General features: G+C 70.8%; 14 protein-coding genes, 2 tRNA genes and 1 pseudogene. 2 read left to right on the forward strand and 15 right to left on the reverse strand.

The window, feature by feature from the left end:
• Nucleotides 1-326: 326 nt before the first annotated feature.
• A pseudogene (locus FOF48_RS02535) lies at nt 327-1,103 on the reverse strand (hypothetical protein); the annotation flags it as partial.
• A gap of 522 nt (nt 1,104-1,625) precedes the next feature.
• On the opposite strand from FOF48_RS02535, the gene FOF48_RS02540 reads away from it, so the two are divergent.
• Nucleotides 1,626-2,210, forward strand: coding sequence for a hypothetical protein (locus FOF48_RS02540; protein WP_143898368.1), 585 nt, complete (start codon nt 1,626-1,628; stop codon nt 2,208-2,210).
• A gap of 126 nt (nt 2,211-2,336) precedes the next feature.
• On the opposite strand, the gene FOF48_RS02545 is transcribed toward FOF48_RS02540, so the two are convergent.
• From FOF48_RS02545 to FOF48_RS02595, 11 genes are all read right to left on the reverse strand, one after another.
• On the reverse strand, nt 2,337-2,957 hold the full coding sequence (locus FOF48_RS02545; RefSeq protein WP_143898370.1) for an HMA2 domain-containing protein: 621 nt from the start codon (nt 2,955-2,957) through the stop codon (nt 2,337-2,339).
• Between the two features lie 12 nt (nt 2,958-2,969).
• Nucleotides 2,970-3,209: a hypothetical protein gene (locus FOF48_RS02550; protein WP_143898372.1), complete on the reverse strand. Its 240-nt coding sequence runs from the start codon at nt 3,207-3,209 to the stop codon at nt 2,970-2,972.
• Complete coding sequence (locus FOF48_RS02555; RefSeq protein ID WP_143898374.1) at nt 3,206-6,178, reverse strand: HAD-IC family P-type ATPase; 2,973 nt, start codon at nt 6,176-6,178, stop codon at nt 3,206-3,208. The genes FOF48_RS02550 and FOF48_RS02555 overlap by 4 nt, the downstream gene beginning before the upstream one ends.
• Before the next feature lie 165 nt (nt 6,179-6,343).
• Nucleotides 6,344-7,591: a hypothetical protein gene (locus FOF48_RS02560; RefSeq protein WP_143898376.1), complete on the reverse strand. Its 1,248-nt coding sequence runs from the start codon at nt 7,589-7,591 to the stop codon at nt 6,344-6,346.
• Between the two features lie 245 nt (nt 7,592-7,836).
• Nucleotides 7,837-9,234 (reverse strand): hypothetical protein, encoded by a 1,398-nt coding sequence (locus FOF48_RS02565; RefSeq protein ID WP_255441827.1) that lies wholly within the window; start codon nt 9,232-9,234, stop codon nt 7,837-7,839.
• A 612-nt stretch (nt 9,235-9,846) separates the two neighbouring features.
• Entirely contained in the window at nt 9,847-10,056 is a 210-nt protein-coding gene (locus FOF48_RS02570) for a hypothetical protein (protein WP_143898379.1), read from the reverse strand.
• A gap of 26 nt (nt 10,057-10,082) precedes the next feature.
• Nucleotides 10,083-10,156, reverse strand: a tRNA-Leu gene (locus FOF48_RS02575).
• A gap of 27 nt (nt 10,157-10,183) precedes the next feature.
• Nucleotides 10,184-10,258: transfer RNA gene (locus FOF48_RS02580), tRNA-Pro, on the reverse strand.
• Nucleotides 10,259-10,579: 321 nt separating this feature from the next.
• Nucleotides 10,580-11,203, reverse strand: a complete 624-nt coding sequence (locus tag FOF48_RS02585; RefSeq protein WP_143898381.1) for a hypothetical protein — start codon at nt 11,201-11,203, stop codon at nt 10,580-10,582.
• Nucleotides 11,204-11,317: 114 nt separating this feature from the next.
• Nucleotides 11,318-11,902 carry a ThiF family adenylyltransferase gene (locus FOF48_RS02590; RefSeq protein ID WP_143898382.1) on the reverse strand — a complete coding sequence of 195 codons (585 nt, stop codon included), beginning with the start codon at nt 11,900-11,902 and terminating at the stop codon, nt 11,318-11,320.
• Between the two features lie 8 nt (nt 11,903-11,910).
• Nucleotides 11,911-12,159, reverse strand: a complete 249-nt coding sequence (locus FOF48_RS02595; protein ID WP_143898385.1) for a hypothetical protein — start codon at nt 12,157-12,159, stop codon at nt 11,911-11,913.
• A 295-nt stretch (nt 12,160-12,454) separates the two neighbouring features.
• Between FOF48_RS02595 and FOF48_RS02600 the strand changes: the two genes are divergently transcribed.
• A complete protein-coding gene (locus FOF48_RS02600; RefSeq protein WP_186001732.1) occupies nt 12,455-14,956 on the forward strand; it encodes a carboxypeptidase regulatory-like domain-containing protein in 2,502 nt (833 codons plus the stop codon).
• A 17-nt stretch (nt 14,957-14,973) separates the two neighbouring features.
• Here the strand turns inward: FOF48_RS02600 and FOF48_RS02605 are convergent, their stop codons facing one another.
• The 3 genes from FOF48_RS02605 to FOF48_RS02615 are packed head-to-tail and all read right to left on the reverse strand — an operon-like array spanning nt 14,974 to nt 17,735.
• Entirely contained in the window at nt 14,974-15,672 is a 699-nt protein-coding gene (locus FOF48_RS02605) for a S8 family serine peptidase (protein WP_143898389.1), read from the reverse strand.
• Nucleotides 15,669-15,932 carry a hypothetical protein gene (locus FOF48_RS02610; protein ID WP_143898391.1) on the reverse strand — a complete coding sequence of 88 codons (264 nt, stop codon included), beginning with the start codon at nt 15,930-15,932 and terminating at the stop codon, nt 15,669-15,671. The genes FOF48_RS02605 and FOF48_RS02610 overlap by 4 nt, the downstream gene beginning before the upstream one ends.
• 21 nt (nt 15,933-15,953) lie before the next feature.
• On the reverse strand, nt 15,954-17,735 hold the full coding sequence (locus tag FOF48_RS02615; RefSeq protein ID WP_186001733.1) for a peptidase domain-containing ABC transporter: 1,782 nt from the start codon (nt 17,733-17,735) through the stop codon (nt 15,954-15,956).
• Nucleotides 17,736-17,747: the final 12 nt, after the last annotated feature.

Consider the following 17,747-nt stretch of genomic DNA (forward strand, 5'->3'; position numbering starts at 1 on the left):
GCCCCCTGCCCCCGACGGCTCCATCCCTGCTGCCGTACCCCGCGCCGGTCGCGTCGTCGCGTGGCCCCTGGCGGCGCAGCAGCCGTTGGTACATCCCAGGCCCCGAGATGGAGGACGGTGGGGAGCGCAATGCGCGTGGAGGCTCATCCCCAGGAGCCGCCACCCACGCGGGCGAGGGGGACTCACTCGGCGCGTAACTCAAGCTCAGGCCATGCCCGGGAGCCTGTGGCACGGAGGCGCATCCCGTGGCCAGCATCACCACGGCCAGCAGCAGGGCCTCAGCGCGCATTGTCCACCCCCAGGCCCACCGTGGCGAAGGCCCCCTGCACCGCCACGGCAGTGCCGTCCAGGTGCGCCAGCGTCACCGAGGGCGCGCGCCCTCCGACCCGTCCCCAGTCATGCACGGCGGAGAGCGCCAGCGTGTAGCGGCCCGGCTCGCGGGGTTGGTCGAAGAGGACGTGCTGCACGTCCAGCGCGACCTCCGCCCCCATCAGGCGCGCGCCCAGCACGTCCGAGGCGAAGGCTTGCGTGTAGAGCGGTCCCAGCGTCCCGGTGAGGAATCCTCCCGCGGGGTGGTAGTCGGGATTGCTTCGGTTGGAGTAGCGCCGCACGAGGTGCGCGGACAACAGGCTGAAGGGCTCCAGCGCACCGAACCAGACGCCCACGGGCGCGTTGTCCGAGCCCAGCTTGAGGGCACGCACCACCTGCCCCCAGTCCGAGAGGCTGTCCCAGTCCTCCCTCCGCACGAGACCCGTGTCTTTCCCTCCGCCCCAAAGATGTAGCCGCACCGGGGCGCCCAGGTTGAGGCCGAACTCCGCGCCTCCGTCGAGAATGAGCGTCGGCTCCACCTGCACGAAGCCTTGAGCCGTGCCCATGCCCGCCCATGGCTGAAACGTCAGCGTCGTCGCCTCCACGCGCGTCAGGGAGTGCAATCCACTGGCCCGGGGCACCTCCCGGGCTTGGCGCTCCGGTGGCGGCTCGGTCATCGCTTCGCTTGGGCGTGCGTCCTCCTCCATGGACCGCACCTCCGTGGCCTCCTCTGCCCATGCAGTCGCAGGCACCACCAGCCACAGCCACGCCGCCCAACTTCGCGTCATCCGCATCCAGGCCTCCTGTGAATGCCTCCGGCGAAGAGAGGAAAGGACACACGTCTGACGTTCAGCCCGGTACCGGCCGGCTGCGCATCGCTGCTCGGGGATGAGCAGGTCGTCCCCAGGCGGAAGTCCCATGTGTGAAGCGCGTCAGAGGTGGAGTGGGGGATGAGCGGGCTGAAGGCCGCGGTGAACCACAAGCAGACCCAGGATGCGATTCACCCGCGTGCAGCCTGCGAGGACCTGCTCCTTGCTCAAACATCAGGCCGATGATGCGCCATGTCATCGAGAGATGGGTCAAAGATGATTCAAGCTCGGAGAGAGCTGTCGAATTGGTATTGCTAGAATTTTACTGTTTGTTTAAAATCGGCCGCGCGAAGGGAGTCGGCCTCTCGCAGGCGGCTCCGTCGCACTTGCCCCCACCGCAGCACTCTCCAGGACCCGACGCCCATGTATTCGCACCCCCTCCGTACTCGATTGAGCTCCACGCTGCTGCTGTCCGCTCTGCTTGCCGCCTGTGGAGGCGCTGAGCCGATGGCTCAAGATCCGCGGGGCACTGCCTCCGCGGCGCTCCAGGTCGAAGACCCAGGGGGCGGCGGTGACACCGGTGATACGGGAGGCGGCACGGGGGGCGGCGGTACGGGTGGGACGACCCAGCCCCCACCTGCATTCGCGTTCCTCACGAGCACCGTCTACTACGACAATGGGGATCAGCCCAATTACAGCACCCGGTGTAACAACGGCTATACGCCGTTCGTGCCCAACTATCACTGCTGTCAGCCGGGGTATGTCATGACGGGAGTGAGCGTCAATGACAACATGTTCCGGTGCACCTTCGTCAATGCCCAGCCGTGGTATTACAACCGCGTGGCTGACAATGCGAATGGCACCCATCGCAATGGCATGCACGTGTGTCCCCCCAACTACTTCATGGTCGGCATGAGCGCGCAGGACAACGTGCTGATCTGCCAGCCGGGTATCCCCGGGACCGTCATTGAGTCCGTGGATGCAAATGGGGCGACCCGTGACACGGGGAAGAACCTGCACATGTGTCCGCTCGGGACCGCGATGACGGGAATCAACGTCAACAAGAACGACTTCAGCTGCGGGCGCTACTGAACGCAGGCTGGCGTTGACGGAAGGTTCCCTGGCTTCGCCCAAGGCGCTCAAGGATCCGTGGGATTCGCGCGGTCCTTGAGCCCTGGACGGATCGGCATGCGGGAGCGTGTGCCGCCCCGCCTCCGCTCACGCGTCGTGTCGGGGAGCCCCGGCGGTGTCCTGGCCATGCGGTGCCTGGACGCCGCTGTCGGAGTGACGCACCGGTGAAGGGGTCTTCCGGATGGCCACGCCCTCCATGGTGATGAAGGTGCGAAAGGCCCACCAGCCCAGGTTGAACCATGGCGGGCGGGTCAGCCTGCCCGTCACGGCGACCTCCACCGCGCCCGCCACCGCGAAGCCCATCGCCGCCAGCGCGCCCAGGTCCAGGCGCCCCTCGGTCGCACGCAGCAGGTCCACGTTGATGCCCTTGACGCACTGACTGGCCGCGCGCGCCACGCCGCTGCCCTCTGAAAGCGCCCGCAGCAGCAGCACCTCCTCCTCGGGCGGCTCCTCCCCGGGACGCAACACCCGGTCCACGCCGGTGCACCGGCGCACCTCCTCGAGCAGGTCCTCGACCCCCAGCTCCTGGGGGGCGTGGATGCACAGCACGCTGCCGGTGTAGGGCCGAACCTGCACCTCGCGGATTCCTTCCACTCGCAGGAGCTCGTCCGCCAGCACCGTGGCCTCCTTCGCGTCGTGCCGCAACCACGGCAGCCGCAGGCGCGTGCGCCCCGGCGAGGTATGGATGAGGTGGATGACCCTCTGCATGCTGCTCCCTCCCTAGGCCCGGGCCTCGCCCGCCGGCCGCGTACGCTCGCCCCCACGGGCCCGGGCCTTCGCTTCGGCCATCAGGTCCTCGAGGTCCTCGTGCTTCATGGCGGCGCGCGCGGCCACCATGTCGACGAAGCGGTAGCCCGCGGAGGCCACCTCCACGAGCAGCGGACGCAGGTGCTTGCCCAGCAGCATCGTGCTCGCGCCCGCGCCATAGCCCAGGAGAAAGGATGGAAGGTCGAACTTCACGGGGTTTCCTCCAGCAGAGAAGTTGCGTCAGTCATCACCCGCCGGCCCTCGCGGCGCCGCACCCGGCGCACCGCCTGGCCACCCCACGCGGGCAACACGCCCAGCAGCGCCGGGAGCGCGAAGCCCACGGCCACCCCGCCGAACGTCAGCGGCGTGGGCGCGGGAAGGCGCAGCACGCGCCGCAGCGGGGGGAAGGTGAGCGCCGCCATGTGCACCGCCGCGGCCCCGCCGATGAAGACGGGCAGGCGCCACTCGCCGTCCGAGGGCACATGGCCCCGCGTCTCCCTCGGAGCCCGGCACACGGCCGAGTAGCCGAGCTGCACCGCGGTGAGCGTCCCGAAAGCCAGCGGCGGACCGCCCAGCGCCAGCGCCAGCCCCCCGACGCCCGCCATCAGCAGGCCATCCCGCGCCACCTGTCGCGCCGCCCGGTGCGTCAGCAACGGCATCCCTGGCGGCGCGGGCGGCCGGTCGAGGATGGCCGGGTCCCCCGGCTCCATCCCCAGGGCGATCCCCGGCAGGGTGTCCGTGAGGAGGTTGATCCACAACAACTGTAGCGGCGTGAGTGGATCCGCGAGCCCGAGCACGCCCGCGCCCAGCACCAGCGCCATCTCCGAGAAGTTGGTGGCGAAGAGGAAGCGCAGCGCGCGGCGCAGGTTGTCCTGGACGATGCGGCCTTCGCCCACGGCGGACATGATGCTGCGCAGGTCCTCGCTGGCCATCACCACGTCGGCCACCGCGCGCGCCATGTCGCTGGAGCCCACCCCCACCGCCACGCCCACGTCCGCGGCCTGGAGCGCCGGGGCGTCGTTGATGCCGTCCCCCGCCATGGCGACGATTTCGCCCCGAGCCCGCAGCGCCTTCACCAGCTTCCGCTTGTCCTCCGGCGTCACGCGCGCCAGCACCGCGGTGCGGTCGAGCCTCCGGGGAAGCTCGCCGTCCGGAAGCTCCAGCATCTCCGCCAGCGACTGCGTGGTGAGCGTGTCGCCCTCCAGCCCCACCCTGCGGGCGATGGCCTCCGCCGTGCGGGGCTGATCTCCCGTCAGCACCACCGTGCGGATGCCCGCGCCGTGCGCCTGCCGCACCGACTCCGCCGCGCCCTCGCGAAGCGGATCCCGCAGGCCCACGAAGCCGATGAAGGTGTAGCCGTCCGTGGGCGCGGGCCCTCCGCCCTCGGCGAACCGCCGCCATGCCAGCCCCAGCACGCGCAGCCCGTCCGCCGCCAGCGCGTCGTTGCGCCGCGCCAGCCGCTCCCGCTTCCGCGCGTCCAGCGGCCCCTTCGAGTCCCGCTCGCACATGGCCAGCACCTGCTCGGGAGCCCCCTTGACGAAGGCCAGCTCGCCGCCGCCGGGCGCACGGTGGACGCTCACCACGTAGTGGATGCCCTCGGAGCGCTCGCGCAGGTGGCGGCGAGGGAAGGCGAGCCTTAGCGCGGCCCCGTCCAGCCCCGCGGCGTGCGCGGCGTCCACCAGCGCCTTCTCCGTGGAGCTGCCGGACACCACCAGCTCCTTGCCGCTGCGGTGGACGTCCACGTCGCTGTTGAGCAACCCCAGCGCCAGCGCCAGCGTGGGTGGGTCCTCCAGCACGGCCTGGGGCCTGGGGCGCAGCGAGGACAGCTCCAGGGGCCCGTCCCCCACGTCCAGCACGTCCAGCCGCATCTCGTTGCGCGTGAGGGTGCCTGTCTTGTCCGTGCAGATGACGGTGACCCCTCCCAGCGCTTCGGCGGCGGAGACGCGCCGCACCACCATGCCGCGCGCGTGCAGCCGCTGCATGGCGCGCACCAGCGCCGCGGTCGCCACCAGGGGCAGGCCCTCCGGCAGCGCCGCCACGCCCAGCGCCACGGCGCCACGCAGCACCTGGACCCCGGAGCGGCCATGCGCCACCCCCATCGCGGCCGACAGCGCGGCGGCGCCCACGGAGCCCACCGCCACGCGCCGGTTGAGGTGGGCCAGCTTGCGCGTCAGCGGCGTGGGCGGCGAGGCCTCCTGGGCCACCAGCTCCCGCACGCGCGCCAGCTCCGTGTCCGCCCCGGTGGCCACCACCATGGCGCGCCCATGCCCCGAAGCCACCGACGTGCCCGCGAACAACAGGGACGCCCGCTCCGCCAGCGGCGCCCGCGCATCCACCGGCGCGGCCTGCTTGGGCTGCGGCTCGCTCTCGCCGGTGAGGGGCGCCTCGTCCGCGGAGAGCCGGTGCGCGTCCAGCACGCGCACGTCCGCGGGCAGCATGTCCCCCGCGCGCAGCAGCACCACGTCCCCCGGTACGAGGTCCGCCACCGGCACCGTGAGGAGGACGCCGCCGCGCAAGACCTGCGCCGAGCCCGCCTCCAGCTTCTGCCACGAGGCGAGCAACTCCTGGTTGCGGCGCTCGATGCGGTAGCCGATGCCCGCGTTGAGCCCCACCACCGCGAGGATGGCGGTGGCCTCCAGCGCGTCTCCCGCCACCGCGGAGAAGCCCGCCGAGCCCAGCAACAGCATCGTGGGCACGTTGGCCAACTGCGAACCCAGCATGGCCAGACGCGAGCGCGGCTCCTCCGCCACCACGATGTTGAGGCCGTATCTCTTGAGCCGCCGCGCCGCCTCCGCCGAGGAGAGCCCCTGCTCCGAGCAGTCCAGCCGGGCTCGCACCGCGTCCAACGTCATCGCGTGCCACGGCTCCCGGGGAGCGCGCTCCGTGCCTCGCGCCGGGCGGGCCTGGCGTGGAGCGGGCCAGTGGACCTGCTCGTCCGGTTGCTCGCGCAGCCGGGACAGCAGCGGGGCCTCTGGCGCGTAGCGCACGAGCAGGCGACCGGTGCGGGGCTCGGCGCTCGCCTCCTCAATGCCGGGCCAGGTGGAGAAGGTGCGCTCCAGCCGCTCTCCGAGGAAACGGTTCCACCGAAGGCCGGGGACCTCCAGGCGCAACCGCCGCGCCGCGGTCGAGTGGCGCACCACCCTCGCGGGCGCGGCCTGCCCGTCCATGAGGAACACCACCATTCGCACCCCCGACCCGGCTTCCAGGAGGTGGGGACGGCAACCCCTCCGGACAAGGCGGCCCGACGCGCCGGGGGAAGATGATGGTGTGACACCCGTGGGCCAGCGGTTCCGCCGGTCAACATCCCGCTCTATCGCCAGGGCCTGATGGGACGCGGTGGAAGGCCTTCAGTGGAGGCGAGTCGACGCCTCTTCGGCCCTCGCCGCTCGCCGCTGGGCCTTCGCGTTCTTGCGTCCGGCCGGCTTGCGTGCGCGCGGCTCGGCGGCGGGCGCCGGGGCGGCGAACGCGTGCGCCACGCCTTCCTTGCGGTAGCGGTGCACCAGCGTGTCCAGGTGCCCGACGTCCATGGGGGTGTGCAGGGCCTCCGCGGCCTTGCGCAGCAGGTCCCGTTCGGGCGCGGACGCGCAGAGGTCCGCGGCGGAGAGCTGGTTCAGTGACCACATGAGGACCTCGCGCGACCGGGCCGGTGCCGCGCGCAAGCGCTTGAGCCACGCGGAGGCGTCCTCCACGAAGAGGCCCACGGCTTCCCGGCGCCGCGCCGGGGAGAGTCGGGCGAGCTGGTGCGTGAGCACGGCGGACTCTTCCTCACGGAGACGGCCATCGGAGATGAAGAGGAACCAGGTGCTCTCCAGCAGCAGGCCTCGACTCTCCGGGGCTACGCGCCGGATGGCGGCATCCGCGTCCTCCAGCGCGCGGCGAAGTCGCACGTAGCGCAGCACGGACCTCCCCAGATGCCGGGTGCGCCGCCAGTTGGCCACGGAGCACGTCAACACGTTCAGGAAGGGCACGAGGTTGCGCGCCACGCTGTCGCCCAGCAGCTTCGCCCCCAGGTCCTCGCCCAGTTCGGCACCCTTCGCATGCACCAGGTGCTCCACGCGCCCCAGGCCGAGCGTGCCATCGTCCTCGTCCTGCTCCGCCCGGCCCCGGATGATGGCGTAGAGGCGTGAGAGGTCGGCGGGGTCCTCCGGGTCGAAGCGCACGCGGAAGGCGCTGGCCAGGTCGCACGCCATCCGCAGGTTGATGAGGGCATGCACGAGCATCTCCGCCGTGACGACGAGGCCCGCGGCGGGGATGGCCACCACCAACCCGGGGATGCCCGCGTCCGCCGCGACCACGGTGAGGCCAGAGGTCGCCGAGCCGCTCCCCGCTCCGGAGAGGAAGGCGGCCATGCAGGCGCGCTGGATGATGGCGTCGGTGGCGTCAGCGGCCGTGCCCTTCGCCGCGGCGGCCGCGTTCAGCACATGCGCGTCGTAGTGGCGCAGGTAGGTGGACAGCAGCTTGGTGAACCAGCGCCCCGTGCGCAGGTCGCCGGGGGACAGCTCGTGCGTCAGCGCGCCCACCAACTGCCAGGAGCGCTGGAGGAGCGCCGCGCCTTCCTCGCGCTCTCCTGGGGTCAGCTGCGTCGTCTCCGTCATGGTGCCTCCCGTGCGGCGTCGCCTCGCGAGGACGTTAGGCACGCACGGCAGGCCTGGCAGGCCCCGCCGCCGGGGGGCCGGGAAGGGCATGGCAGCACGCGCAGGGGCCAGTCGATTCCTGGATCGCCCCCTCCACCCCCAGCAGGGACGGGCCGGCGGCGCGAGGTGCGTGACATCGCCTCAAGCCGCCAGTCTCGTCCACCGCTGCGTCATGCTCCTTCGCGGCCCGCTTCCGTCGTGCACGGCTACTTCGGAGCCACCGGCCCCGGTGGGCAGGAGAAGCTGGCTGGCGCGGACCAGAGTTGGTAGTCGCCCGTGTCGTCGCCGGCGAAGAAGAGGACGCGGCTGCCCAGGCGGGCGAACCCATCCGGGTTCGAGCCATAGGAGCCCGGGCCGATGTCCGCGAGCAGTCCCGTCGTCCCTGGAGTGCCCTGGGTGAACCAGGGCTCGACATACGCGCCGTCCACCGACCCGGCGAAGAGGACGGGGCCCGCTCCCGTGGCGAACAAGGGGGAAATGTATTCATCCCCCAGGCTCAACGGATGGTGGAGCAGGCGCGTCCCGGTGGCCGTGCCATCCGTCACCCACAGCTCGACGTCACGCGGTGCGGGGCCGAGGCTGCTGATGGCCACGGTGAAGTAGAGCTTGCCTCCGGACGCGGTGGTCCGCTGGAGGTACGGAGTCGCATCCGGGTCGCTCGCGTAGCGATTGGGCAGGCCCGTGATGAAGGTCTTGCCTCCTCCGCTCAGGGAGACCCGCTCGACGCGGAACTGGTTTGTGGCGGCGTCATCCGTGGCTACGTACACGAAGGAGCCCAGGGCGCCGAGCAGGGACACCGGCCTGCCGAAGGACTCCAGCCGCACGGTCCCCGCCGGGGTGCCATCCGTCTTCCACACCTCATGGTTGGGCCCGTCATCCACCAGGAACAGGCCCAGGTTCCCCGCATGTCCCAGCCGGTCGATGTGGATGGCGTCCGCATCCAGCTTCTTGACGAGCGACGTCCCGGCCGTCGTTCCGTCGGTGCGCCAGAGCGAGGTCCCCTGGGACGCCGATGAGAGGAACAGGTGCAGCGCGTTGCCCACCTTGAGCGAGGCGTAGCTGAGCTGCGAGCCCTGGGGCAGGGTCGCCACCTTCACGGTGCCCGCGGCGGTGCCGTCCGAGCGCCACACTTCGAACTGGGATTGCACCTCTCGGATGAAGACCAGGCGGCCGTTCACCGCGTTGACATGCGTCAGGAAGGTGCTGGCGGGGCCGGGCGTCAGGTCCTTGACGAGCCGGGTCCCCGGTTCCGTTCCGTCGCTGACCCACAGCTCCTGTCCGAATCCCGGGGTGTCGATCTGGAAGAAGATCTGGTTTCCCACGGCCACCAGTCCGTAGAGCTCCAGGGGAGACTGGACGCCGGAGAAGAACACCTTCACGGGGGAGGTGCCCGCCGGCGTGCCATCCGTGCGCCAGAGCACCGTGGGTCCATTGGACAAGGCGGCGGCGAAGAAGAGCTTTCCCTGGGCGCTGACGAGCTGCTCATCTCCAGAGGCCCGGCCACTGATGATGACGGGGCCCGTCCCCGAGGGAGTGATGACCTTCACGCGCGAGGCGGTTCCGGGAGGACATGCCTGCTGCGTCACCTCCTGGCCGTCCGTCACCGGCGCCCGTGAATCCACAGCGTCAGGGGAAACGCCACACCCGGCGAGCGTCAGGCCCGCAATGACACACCAACTGATTGCCCGCATGTCTTTCTCCTCTCCTGCCCAAAGGGGCAGACGGTGGGTTGGGCCGCGCGGACCGCCAATGGGGACTCGAGGGCTGTCGGAATATCCATCCATGAACAGGTCGTCCAAGAATCCCCACGGCCCGAAGGCTGTCCGGATTTCCGATATCGCAGACATACATGAGCCCCGAGGCGGCCGAGGTCGCATGGACCTCGACATCGGAAGAGCGCTCCACCGTGTCGGCGTCCCAAAAAATCGCTGAAGGTGCCCCCGTTTCCGCGGTCTCACTGCCACTTGGGTGTGGAAGGAGCGCGAGCGGTGCTATCTCCAGACGCGCCAGTGAACACCCGGAGCGGGGCGGCTCCTTGGGGGGCTGAAGCCTAACTGTCGATTGAAGCCGCGGCCGCTCCTCGAATGAGAAGAAGCCCCAGCCACAGCACCGCCCGCGAGCGCTTGCTCAGCGCTCGCGCCTCCTGACCGCACTCTGGTTCGGTGTGCAGAACCCGGTCATGACCGCCGGGGCCGACAGTTCGGTCGAGTTGGAGGTCAGGAGGTCTTCCGGGCGCGGGCCTCCGCGAGGAGCACGTCCAATCCCTTGAGCAGCTCACCGTCCTCGATCGAGAAGGGGTCGCTTCGTCCCTTCAGCCTTCGGGCCGTGGCGTTGGCGATGGCCTGACCCACGCGAAGCGACGGGTCTTCGGCCAGCAGCTCCAGGAGGGTCTGCAGGACCTGCTCCGGATGTCTCGTGGCGTTCATGTCACCGTGCTCGGTAGGAGATGATGTGCCGAGGGCGGGATTCGAACCCACAACCTCCGCGTTCTGAGCGCGGCGCCTCTCCCAGTTGGGCTACCCCGGCATGTATTGAATTGAGATGACTGTGAAGTCGGGATGACTGGATTCGAACCAGCGACCTCGCGCGCCCGAGGCGCGCGCTCTGACCAGACTGAGCTACATCCCGATGGAGGGTGGAGCGTCGAGGGAGGACCCGGACATGACAGAGGCCGGGTCCCCCCTCGGGAGCCCGGCCTCTGTCCATGCACTCCCCGGCGTTACCGGGTGTGGCGCAGGGTCAGGTGCCAGGCGGACTGCCGCGGAACGACGCGATGGCCAGTTCCAGGCTGTCCAGGGGCGGGTCCATGTCGGCAGGTAGCTTCGGGTTCAGCTCGTCGCGCGTCGTCATGGGCACCGCTCCTTTCATCCACTCCTGACGCGCGCGGAAATCCCTTCCTGACAACGCCGCGCGTGCCCTTGGTTCGGGCACGCGCGGGCCTGTCAGCGGTCACTGCACGCCGGGCGCCCTGAACACCTGGCCGTCGCGGCCTTCCAGCATCAGGCTCGCCTCGTCCGAGCGGCCCACGCGCAGCTCCACCCGGGGCTGTCCGCGCCGGTCCACCAGGAGCAGGCCCGGCGAGCCCTCCTCGTCCGCGCCCAGGATGGCGCGGGGCCTGCCCGTCACGTCCGCCAGCTCCAGCCGCGATGAGCCATCCACCTGGAGCCCCACCGAGAACAGCTCCGCGCCCCCTGCCTTGGACAAGGTCAGTCGCGGCGCCTCGTCCGAGAACACCATCAGCTCCGCCAACGACTCGCCCTCCGCCGTGGAGAAGCGCAGGCGGGGCGAGTCGTCGTCGCCCACGCCCAGCAATGCTCGGGGACGGCCCTCGCTGTCGTTCAGCACCAGGGCCGTGCCGCCAGGGAGGTTCGCGTCCAGCGTGGCCCGCGTCCGGCCCCGTGCATCCTTGAGCACCAGTCGGGACGCGACCAGCTCTCCGGAGGGCAGCGCCGGCTTACGCAGGGCCGCGGTCCCCAGGCCCATGCCGGCCAGTACGCATGCCGCGAGCGTCAATCCCTGCCATCGCCGGAGGCGGCCTTCCAGCCGCTCCATGCGCGCGTCGAGTGCGTCCATCGTCGCCTCCTGTCCCGGCCATCGTGGCGGAACGGAAGGAGGCTAGCAGGGACCGGTGGCACCCACGCGTGTCCGGCCCGCGCGATGTCCACCGGCCCCCGGACCCAGCAGGCGTCACTCCGGCTGGGCGACCGGCGTGACGGCCTTCAGGTTCACGAGGGCGCCTTGCTTCACGCCGTGTTTCTGGAAGTCCTGCACCGCCCGCGCGAGCGTCGCGGCCAGCAGGCCCAGGAACGGCAGGTGTTCGCCGCCCTCGCAGGTGGCCTGTCCCTGCGTGTCCTCGGCGTCGGGCGTGAAGTGTTCGTCCCAGCGCACCAGTCCAAACGTGCCGTCCGCGGACACCGCGCCGTGCACCAGCGGCGTTCCTGTCTTCCGCGCGTGCTCACTCAGCAACTGGCGGCTGTCCTGGTTGTCGAAGGCGTCCACCAGCAGGTCCGCGCCCCGGCACAGCGCCTCCACGTTGTCACGCGTGAGGCGCACGCCGAAGGACTCCGCCTTCACGCCGTGCAGGTTGTGCAACTGGAGCTTCAGCGCCTCCGCCTTGTTCTTGCCGACGGACGGCTTCACGTACGCCTGGGAGAGCAGGTTCTTCGACTCCACCCGGTCGAAGTCGATGAACACCAGCGTCGCATCCAGGTTGCGGCACAGCAGCGCCGCCGTGGAGCCGATGGCCCCCACCCCGCAGAAGATGATGCGCATGGTGGCCCTCAGCAGGCCCCGAAGGGCACCTTCGGACGCAGGTAGATGCGCTCCTCGCCACGCGCGCCCCGGAAGCGGTCCACGACGTAGTGCTGGAAGGCGTCGTCCCCCAACTGGAGGCGGCGCAGTCCCGGGACACCTCCCGAGCGCACCAACTCCAGCGCGATGCGGCGTACGTCCGCGTCGCTGATGAACCGCTCCAGCTCCACGGGGACGTCGGCGGACAGTCCGTCGAAGGTGATGTTGAGCGTCGTCATGGCTTCGTGCCTCCTGGGAAGGGAACCCCGCCCCGGGACGGAGGCCCTTCGTCCTTCCTGACATGCTCGACTTCGCGGAGGCCGCTCACGTGGGTTCGGAGCGATACTGGGGCCGGCGCCCCACTGGAGCGGGGGATCGAGGACGGCAGACATGCGCGGGCGACTCATCGGGGTGTTGGCGGTCCTGGTCGGATGCGGCCTCGCGCTCTTCTGGGGCCTGCGTTCCAGCGGACCGGAGGTCCTGGATGAACGCGAAGGATTCCCCAGGTCCCCGCGAGAGGCGCTGGAGGGGCCTGTGCCCGCTCTGGCGCGCTCCTCGGTCACCGAGGACGCGGGCCGTACGCCGCCATTGGCGCGGGGGCCCAGCGAAGCGGACGGCGTCCTGGACGTGGAGGTCCTTTCGGGCGGGCGGCCTTCTCCGGGGGCCGATGTGCGCCTCTATTGGCGCGGGGAGCGCGGGGCTGGGGATACGGCATGGCGGCTCGTGGGCTCCGGCGTCACGGATGCGATGGGGCACCTCCGGCTCGCGTCCGGTCCTGGGGGTTATCTGGTCGCGGTGCGCGCTCCGGGACTGACTCCGTTGCTGCGCGACGTGGTGCGCCCCTATGGCGAACCTCGCACCGCCCTGCGGGTCTTGCTGGAGCCAGGACAGGTGCTCACGGGGCGCACGGTGGTGCACGGCACGAATGAACCGCTCCCGCTCGTGGAGCTGGGCCTCACGGCGCACGCGCGCGAGCTGGCGCCCTGGCAGCGCGCCGAGGCGCCCGAAGAGGAGCGCGTCCATGTCATGAGCGACGAGCGCGGGAACTTCCGCGTGGAGGGGATCGCGGCGGGGGCGTATCTGCTGGAGGCCCAGGCGCCCGGGCACGCGCGCTCAGTGCGGAGTCTCGTGCGGATCCCCATGGAGGGCCCGCTGGTCGTCGCGCTGCGGATCGCGGGTGTCATCGAGGGCTTCGTCGTGGACACCCGGGGCCTCCCAGTCGCGGACGCCGAAGTGCAGGTCAGTGGCACTCCCGCCCAGACGGTGGCGACGGGGGCGAATGGGAGCTTCTCCGTCGAGGTGGAGCCCGGCGCCCACACCGTGTCCGCGCGGCGCGGCGAGGAGTCCGGTGCGCTCGATGCGCCTGTCATCTCCACGGCGGGGAGCACGGTGCGCGACGTGCGGATCCAACTGGGGCCCGGCGCGGTGTTGGAGGGGCGTGTGGTGACGCGGGCCTCGGGAGCGCCGGTGGTGGGGGCTCGTGTCGATGTGAGCCTTTCAGGCGGAGAAGGGGACATGGGCCACGCCCTGTCGGACGCGGAGGGCCATTTCGTGGTGCGAGGGCTCGCTCCCGGCAGCTACGACGCGAAGGTGGGCGCCTCGGGGTTCTCACCCACCGTGCGGCGCGGGCTGACGGTGGCGCAGGGCGAGCGCTTCCCCTTGGAGTTCGTGCTCTCGCGTACCGGGTCCGTGGAGGGCTTGGTGCGCGATGGGGTCGGAGGGCCCGTGCCGGGGGCGTATGTGTCGGGCCGCAATGAGTGGGTCGATGGGATGGAGACCGCTCCGGTCGAAGCCCGCACCGACGCTTCGGGTCACTACCGGCTCGATGGGCTCGTCAAGGGCCGCGTGTCCGTCTCCGCCCGCCGTGAGGGCGCGACGGTGGGGGTCCTGCAGTTGGTGGATGTGGGAGAGGAGGGCTCTGCGAGAGCGGACTTCACGTTGGAGGGGACAGGCACCGTGGAGGGCGTGGTGCGAGCGGCCCGGGGGGCGCTTCCCCGCGAGCCGCTGACGGTGACGGCATTGGCGCTTGGTGACGCAGGCCTGGAGACCCCGGGCGTGGGCATGGCTGACGTCGGCGCGGAGGGCACCTTCCGGATGGTCCTCCCACCGGGCGGCTACCGGCTGCTGATCATGTCGAGCCGCCGGTTCACTCCGGGCGAGCAGAAGCAGGTGAACGTAGAGGAGGGGCGGACCGTCCAGGTCGAGTTCACCTGGGAGGAGAAGCAAGAGGCGGACGCGTACCGGGGCATCGTCCTCGAGCCGCAGGGGACTCCCTCTCCAGGGGCCATCATCACCCTCACCGCAGTGGAGGGACATGCCATCCCCTTGATGATGGCGCCCGCGGATGAGGACGGACGCTTCTTCATTCCTTCCTCCCGTGCGAGTGGGCTCTCCGCGCTCCGAGTGATGGCGCGCGCGCGCAATGGCGGACGCTCGAGTGACGCCATGCCCCTGAACGACGACCAGGAGCTGGTGTTGAAGCTGCGTCCCGCGGCCTCCATCCGGGGGCGGGTGGTGCGCGAGGGCGAACCCGTGCGGGGCTTCACCCTGGCGCTTCAGCTCCAGAAGGGCTTCCTTCCGGCGGGGCACGGCCCGTGGGAGTTCACAGGTGATCGCTTCGAACTGAAGGACGTTCCGGCGGAGCCCGTGACGCTGGTGGCACGGACGGCGGACGGTTCGACTGGTGAAATCGATGCCTCTCCCAGCGCGGGAGCGGCGCTTACGATGGACATCCCCCTGACGACCTGGGCCACGGTGCGGGGCCGCGTGGTGGACGCGGCCACGAAGGCGCCCCTTCCCGACGCGTCCCTCCTCATCGAAGGCGAAACGAGCCTGACGGGCTCGCAAGCAAACGCGGAGGGACGGTTCGTCATTAACGGGATGGGCGCGGGAGCGTACGTCCTCGTCGTCACGGGTGGCCCGTCCCGGGAGCACGTGACCCGCTCGGTGAGCGTGAAGGCAGGAGAGGTGCTCGACCTGGGCGACATCGCCCTGGGCGCGAGGCAGCCTCCTTCAGCAGCACAGCCATCGCCGTAAGGAATTGAAAGCGTCGCTCAACCCTGCCCGCGCCGCCAGCCCGGTGGGCAGCCCTCGCGCAGCACACTCGCGGCGGCCATCGCGCAGGCGAAGCTGGTCGTCATGGGGGCCTGCCTCCAGCGTCCTCCCATGTAGAGCTTCACCCCGCGCTCCTTCACCACATGGTCGACCTTCACGTCGGCGCCGACCTGCTCCATGAGCGCGGAGTCCCCCACGGACACCACCGACTCCAACTGCGCGGGCAGGGTGGGCATCGCCCCCGCGGAGCAGAGGATGAGCGCGCCTCGCGCCACCGCGCGGTCCACGACCTCACGCATCGGCGCTTCCAGCGCGCGCTGGGTCGTCCCGAGGCTCAGGTTGAGCAGGTCCACGCCCACCTCGTCGAGCATCCATCCCAGGGCCTCCACGAGGCACAGCGAGTGGCCACGCACGCCCTCGTCGAGGATGCGGGCCACGTAGAGCTCCACGTCCGGCCAGGGACGGACCTGGTCGTGGAGGATGCTCAGGATGGCCGTGCCGTGTCCGTTCGTGTCCTCCAGGTCCAGCGGGCTCGCCCCGGCCCGCCACGCCTCCAACTCCTGCCGCTCGTAGCTGCTCGCCTCCAGCACCTGCGCCTTCAGGTCCAGCGTGAAGTGGGCCGCTCCCGCGAGGTGGATCCCGTGGTCACGCACGAAGGCCGCCTCCACGCCGCTGTCGATGATGCCCAGCTTCGTCATGGCGCCGTGCCTCCTGGCTCCGAATGCCTCCAGTGCTGGAGCTGCTGGAACACGTATTCGCCCAGCGACACGGACTCCATCCGGGGCGGGCTCGCGTCCGGCACGGACACCGTCAGCCGGACGAACGAACCCGCCAGCAGCATCCCCCCACCGAGGCCCGCGATGAGCAGGAACGTGAGCGTGCCAATCCGCCGCACGATGAAGAGTCCGGGGTGGTCCGGGTCCTCCAGCAGTGGCAGCCGCGAACGCTCGTTCTCCATGACCGGTGTCCTCCCGCCGCGCTAGGCGGCGTCCGCCTCGCCCACGCCCGCGCGGAACAAGCGTTGGTACGGCGCGCAGCGCGCAAGCAGCTCCGCGTGCGGGCCCCGGCCCACCAGCTGACCTTCCGCGAGCAGCCACACCTCGTCGGCCAGCGGCGCGTTGGCCAGCCGGTGGGTGATGAACAGCACCGTCTGGCCCCGCTCCCGGGCCCTCGCGAGCAGCGCGCGGACAATGGTGGCCTCGGTCTCCACGTCGAGCTGGGAGGTGGCCTCGTCCAGTAGCAACACGGGCGCGTCGCGCAGCACCGCCCGCGCCAGGGCCAGCCGCTGCCGCTGCCCGCCGGACAGGCTCGCTCCCGCCTCGGCCACGGGCGTGTCGTAGCCCTGGGGAAGCGCGGCGAGGACGGACTCCAGCCCGCACAACCGGACCGCGCTCCGCAGCGCCTCGTCGGACACGGCATCCAGCCCCAAGGTGAGGTTCTCGCGCAAGGTGCCGTGGTACAGCTCCACGTCCTGCCACACCACGGCCAGCTGCCGGCGCAGCTCGGAGAGCTCCAACGTCCGCGCGTCGTGCCCGTCATAGAGCACGCGCCCCTGGCCGGGCTCCTCCAGCCGCGTCAGCATCCTCGCCAGCGTCGTCTTCCCTGAGCCGCTCGCCCCGACGATGGTCACGACCGCCCCGGGCTCGATGCGCGCGCTCACGTCGCGCAACACGTCCTGGCCCGGCGCATAACCGAAGGACACGCCCTCCAGCTCCACTCCCCCCTCCAACCGCCGCGACACCGGGGCGGGGAGCACCAGGGCGCGGGTCGGGTCCTGCTCCGGCGTCTCCTGGAGGTATTCGAAGAACCGCCGCAGGTGGATGCCGCGCTGGTGGACGCTGGTGATGAAGGCGATGATCTCGATGACCGGGCCGCGCAGATACGCGGCGTAGGCGATGAAGGCCACGAAACCTCCGAGCGTCAGCTTTCCCTGGAGGATGAGCCGCCAGCCCAGCCACGTGAAGAGCGCCGTCTGCGCGGCCTCCACCGTGCGCTCGAACAGCCGCAGCATCCGCTCCACCCCGTGCGCTCGCAGGTGGGCCCGCAGCACGGACCGCATGAGGCCCGCGGCACGCCGATAGATGAATGGCTCCAGCGCCAGCACCTTCGTCGTGCGGCTCTGCCGCAGCGTCTCCACCTGAAGGGCGCTGAGCGAGCCGTGCATGCTCATCACCTCCTGCCATGCATGCCCCATCGCGCGCCCCATCACGAGCGGCACCGCCACCACGAACGGCAGCGAGGCCAGGGCCGCCAGCGCGAGCTCCCAGTGAAGCGAGGCCAGCGTGAAGGGGATGACCACCAGGAAGGTGGCCTGTGAGAAGGCGAGCCGCAGGAAGCCCAGCACCAGCGACATCCCCGCCTTCGCGTCCTCGAAGCGGCTGGTGAGCTCCCCCACCTGCCGCCGCGAGAAGAACCGATCCGGCAGGTGTTGAAGGTGGTTGAAGAGGTAGAGGGCCGCGGAGCTCTCCAGCTTGAGGGTGAGGTACGCGGAGTAATAGCCCAGCAGCGCCTCCGCGAGGGCCGCCGCCACCGACGCGGCGAGGATGCTCACCACCAGGACGTGCAGCAGGTCCAGGTCCCGCGGGGATGACACGTGGTCGAACAGCAGCCGCGTCAGGAAGGGCGGAACCAGGCAGAGCAGGGTGATGACGGGGCCGAGCAGCGCGCCTCGTGCGAGCGAACCCCACGCGGGCCGCAGCAGCCGCAGCAGCGCGGCGAGGTACCGCGCCGACTGCCGCAGGCTGGGAGGGGCTTCCTGCATCGCGCCGCCGGT

The organism is Corallococcus sp. Z5C101001, assembly GCF_007352635.1.
GTDB classification, from domain to species: domain Bacteria; phylum Myxococcota; class Myxococcia; order Myxococcales; family Myxococcaceae; genus Corallococcus; species Corallococcus silvisoli.

What these genes read in the sequence shown, in the direction of transcription:
- FOF48_RS02540 (WP_143898368.1), top strand. Translation starts at nt 1,626, where the DNA reads ATGGCTCAAGATCCGCGGGGCACTGCCTCCGCGGCGCTCCAGGTCGAA.
- FOF48_RS02555 (WP_143898374.1), bottom strand. Translation starts at nt 6,178, where the DNA reads ATGGTGGTGTTCCTCATGGACGGGCAGGCCGCGCCCGCGAGGGTGGTG.
- FOF48_RS02570 (WP_143898379.1), bottom strand. Translation starts at nt 10,056, where the DNA reads ATGAACGCCACGAGACATCCGGAGCAGGTCCTGCAGACCCTCCTGGAG.
- FOF48_RS02560 (WP_143898376.1), bottom strand. Translation starts at nt 7,591, where the DNA reads ATGACGGAGACGACGCAGCTGACCCCAGGAGAGCGCGAGGAAGGCGCG.
- FOF48_RS02585 (WP_143898381.1), bottom strand. Translation starts at nt 11,203, where the DNA reads ATGGACGCACTCGACGCGCGCATGGAGCGGCTGGAAGGCCGCCTCCGG.
- FOF48_RS02590 (WP_143898382.1), bottom strand. Translation starts at nt 11,902, where the DNA reads ATGCGCATCATCTTCTGCGGGGTGGGGGCCATCGGCTCCACGGCGGCG.
- FOF48_RS02610 (WP_143898391.1), bottom strand. Translation starts at nt 15,932, where the DNA reads ATGGAGAACGAGCGTTCGCGGCTGCCACTGCTGGAGGACCCGGACCAC.
- FOF48_RS02605 (WP_143898389.1), bottom strand. Translation starts at nt 15,672, where the DNA reads ATGACGAAGCTGGGCATCATCGACAGCGGCGTGGAGGCGGCCTTCGTG.
- FOF48_RS02615 (WP_186001733.1), bottom strand. Translation starts at nt 17,735, where the DNA reads ATGCAGGAAGCCCCTCCCAGCCTGCGGCAGTCGGCGCGGTACCTCGCC.
- FOF48_RS02545 (WP_143898370.1), bottom strand. Translation starts at nt 2,957, where the DNA reads ATGCAGAGGGTCATCCACCTCATCCATACCTCGCCGGGGCGCACGCGC.
- FOF48_RS02595 (WP_143898385.1), bottom strand. Translation starts at nt 12,159, where the DNA reads ATGACGACGCTCAACATCACCTTCGACGGACTGTCCGCCGACGTCCCC.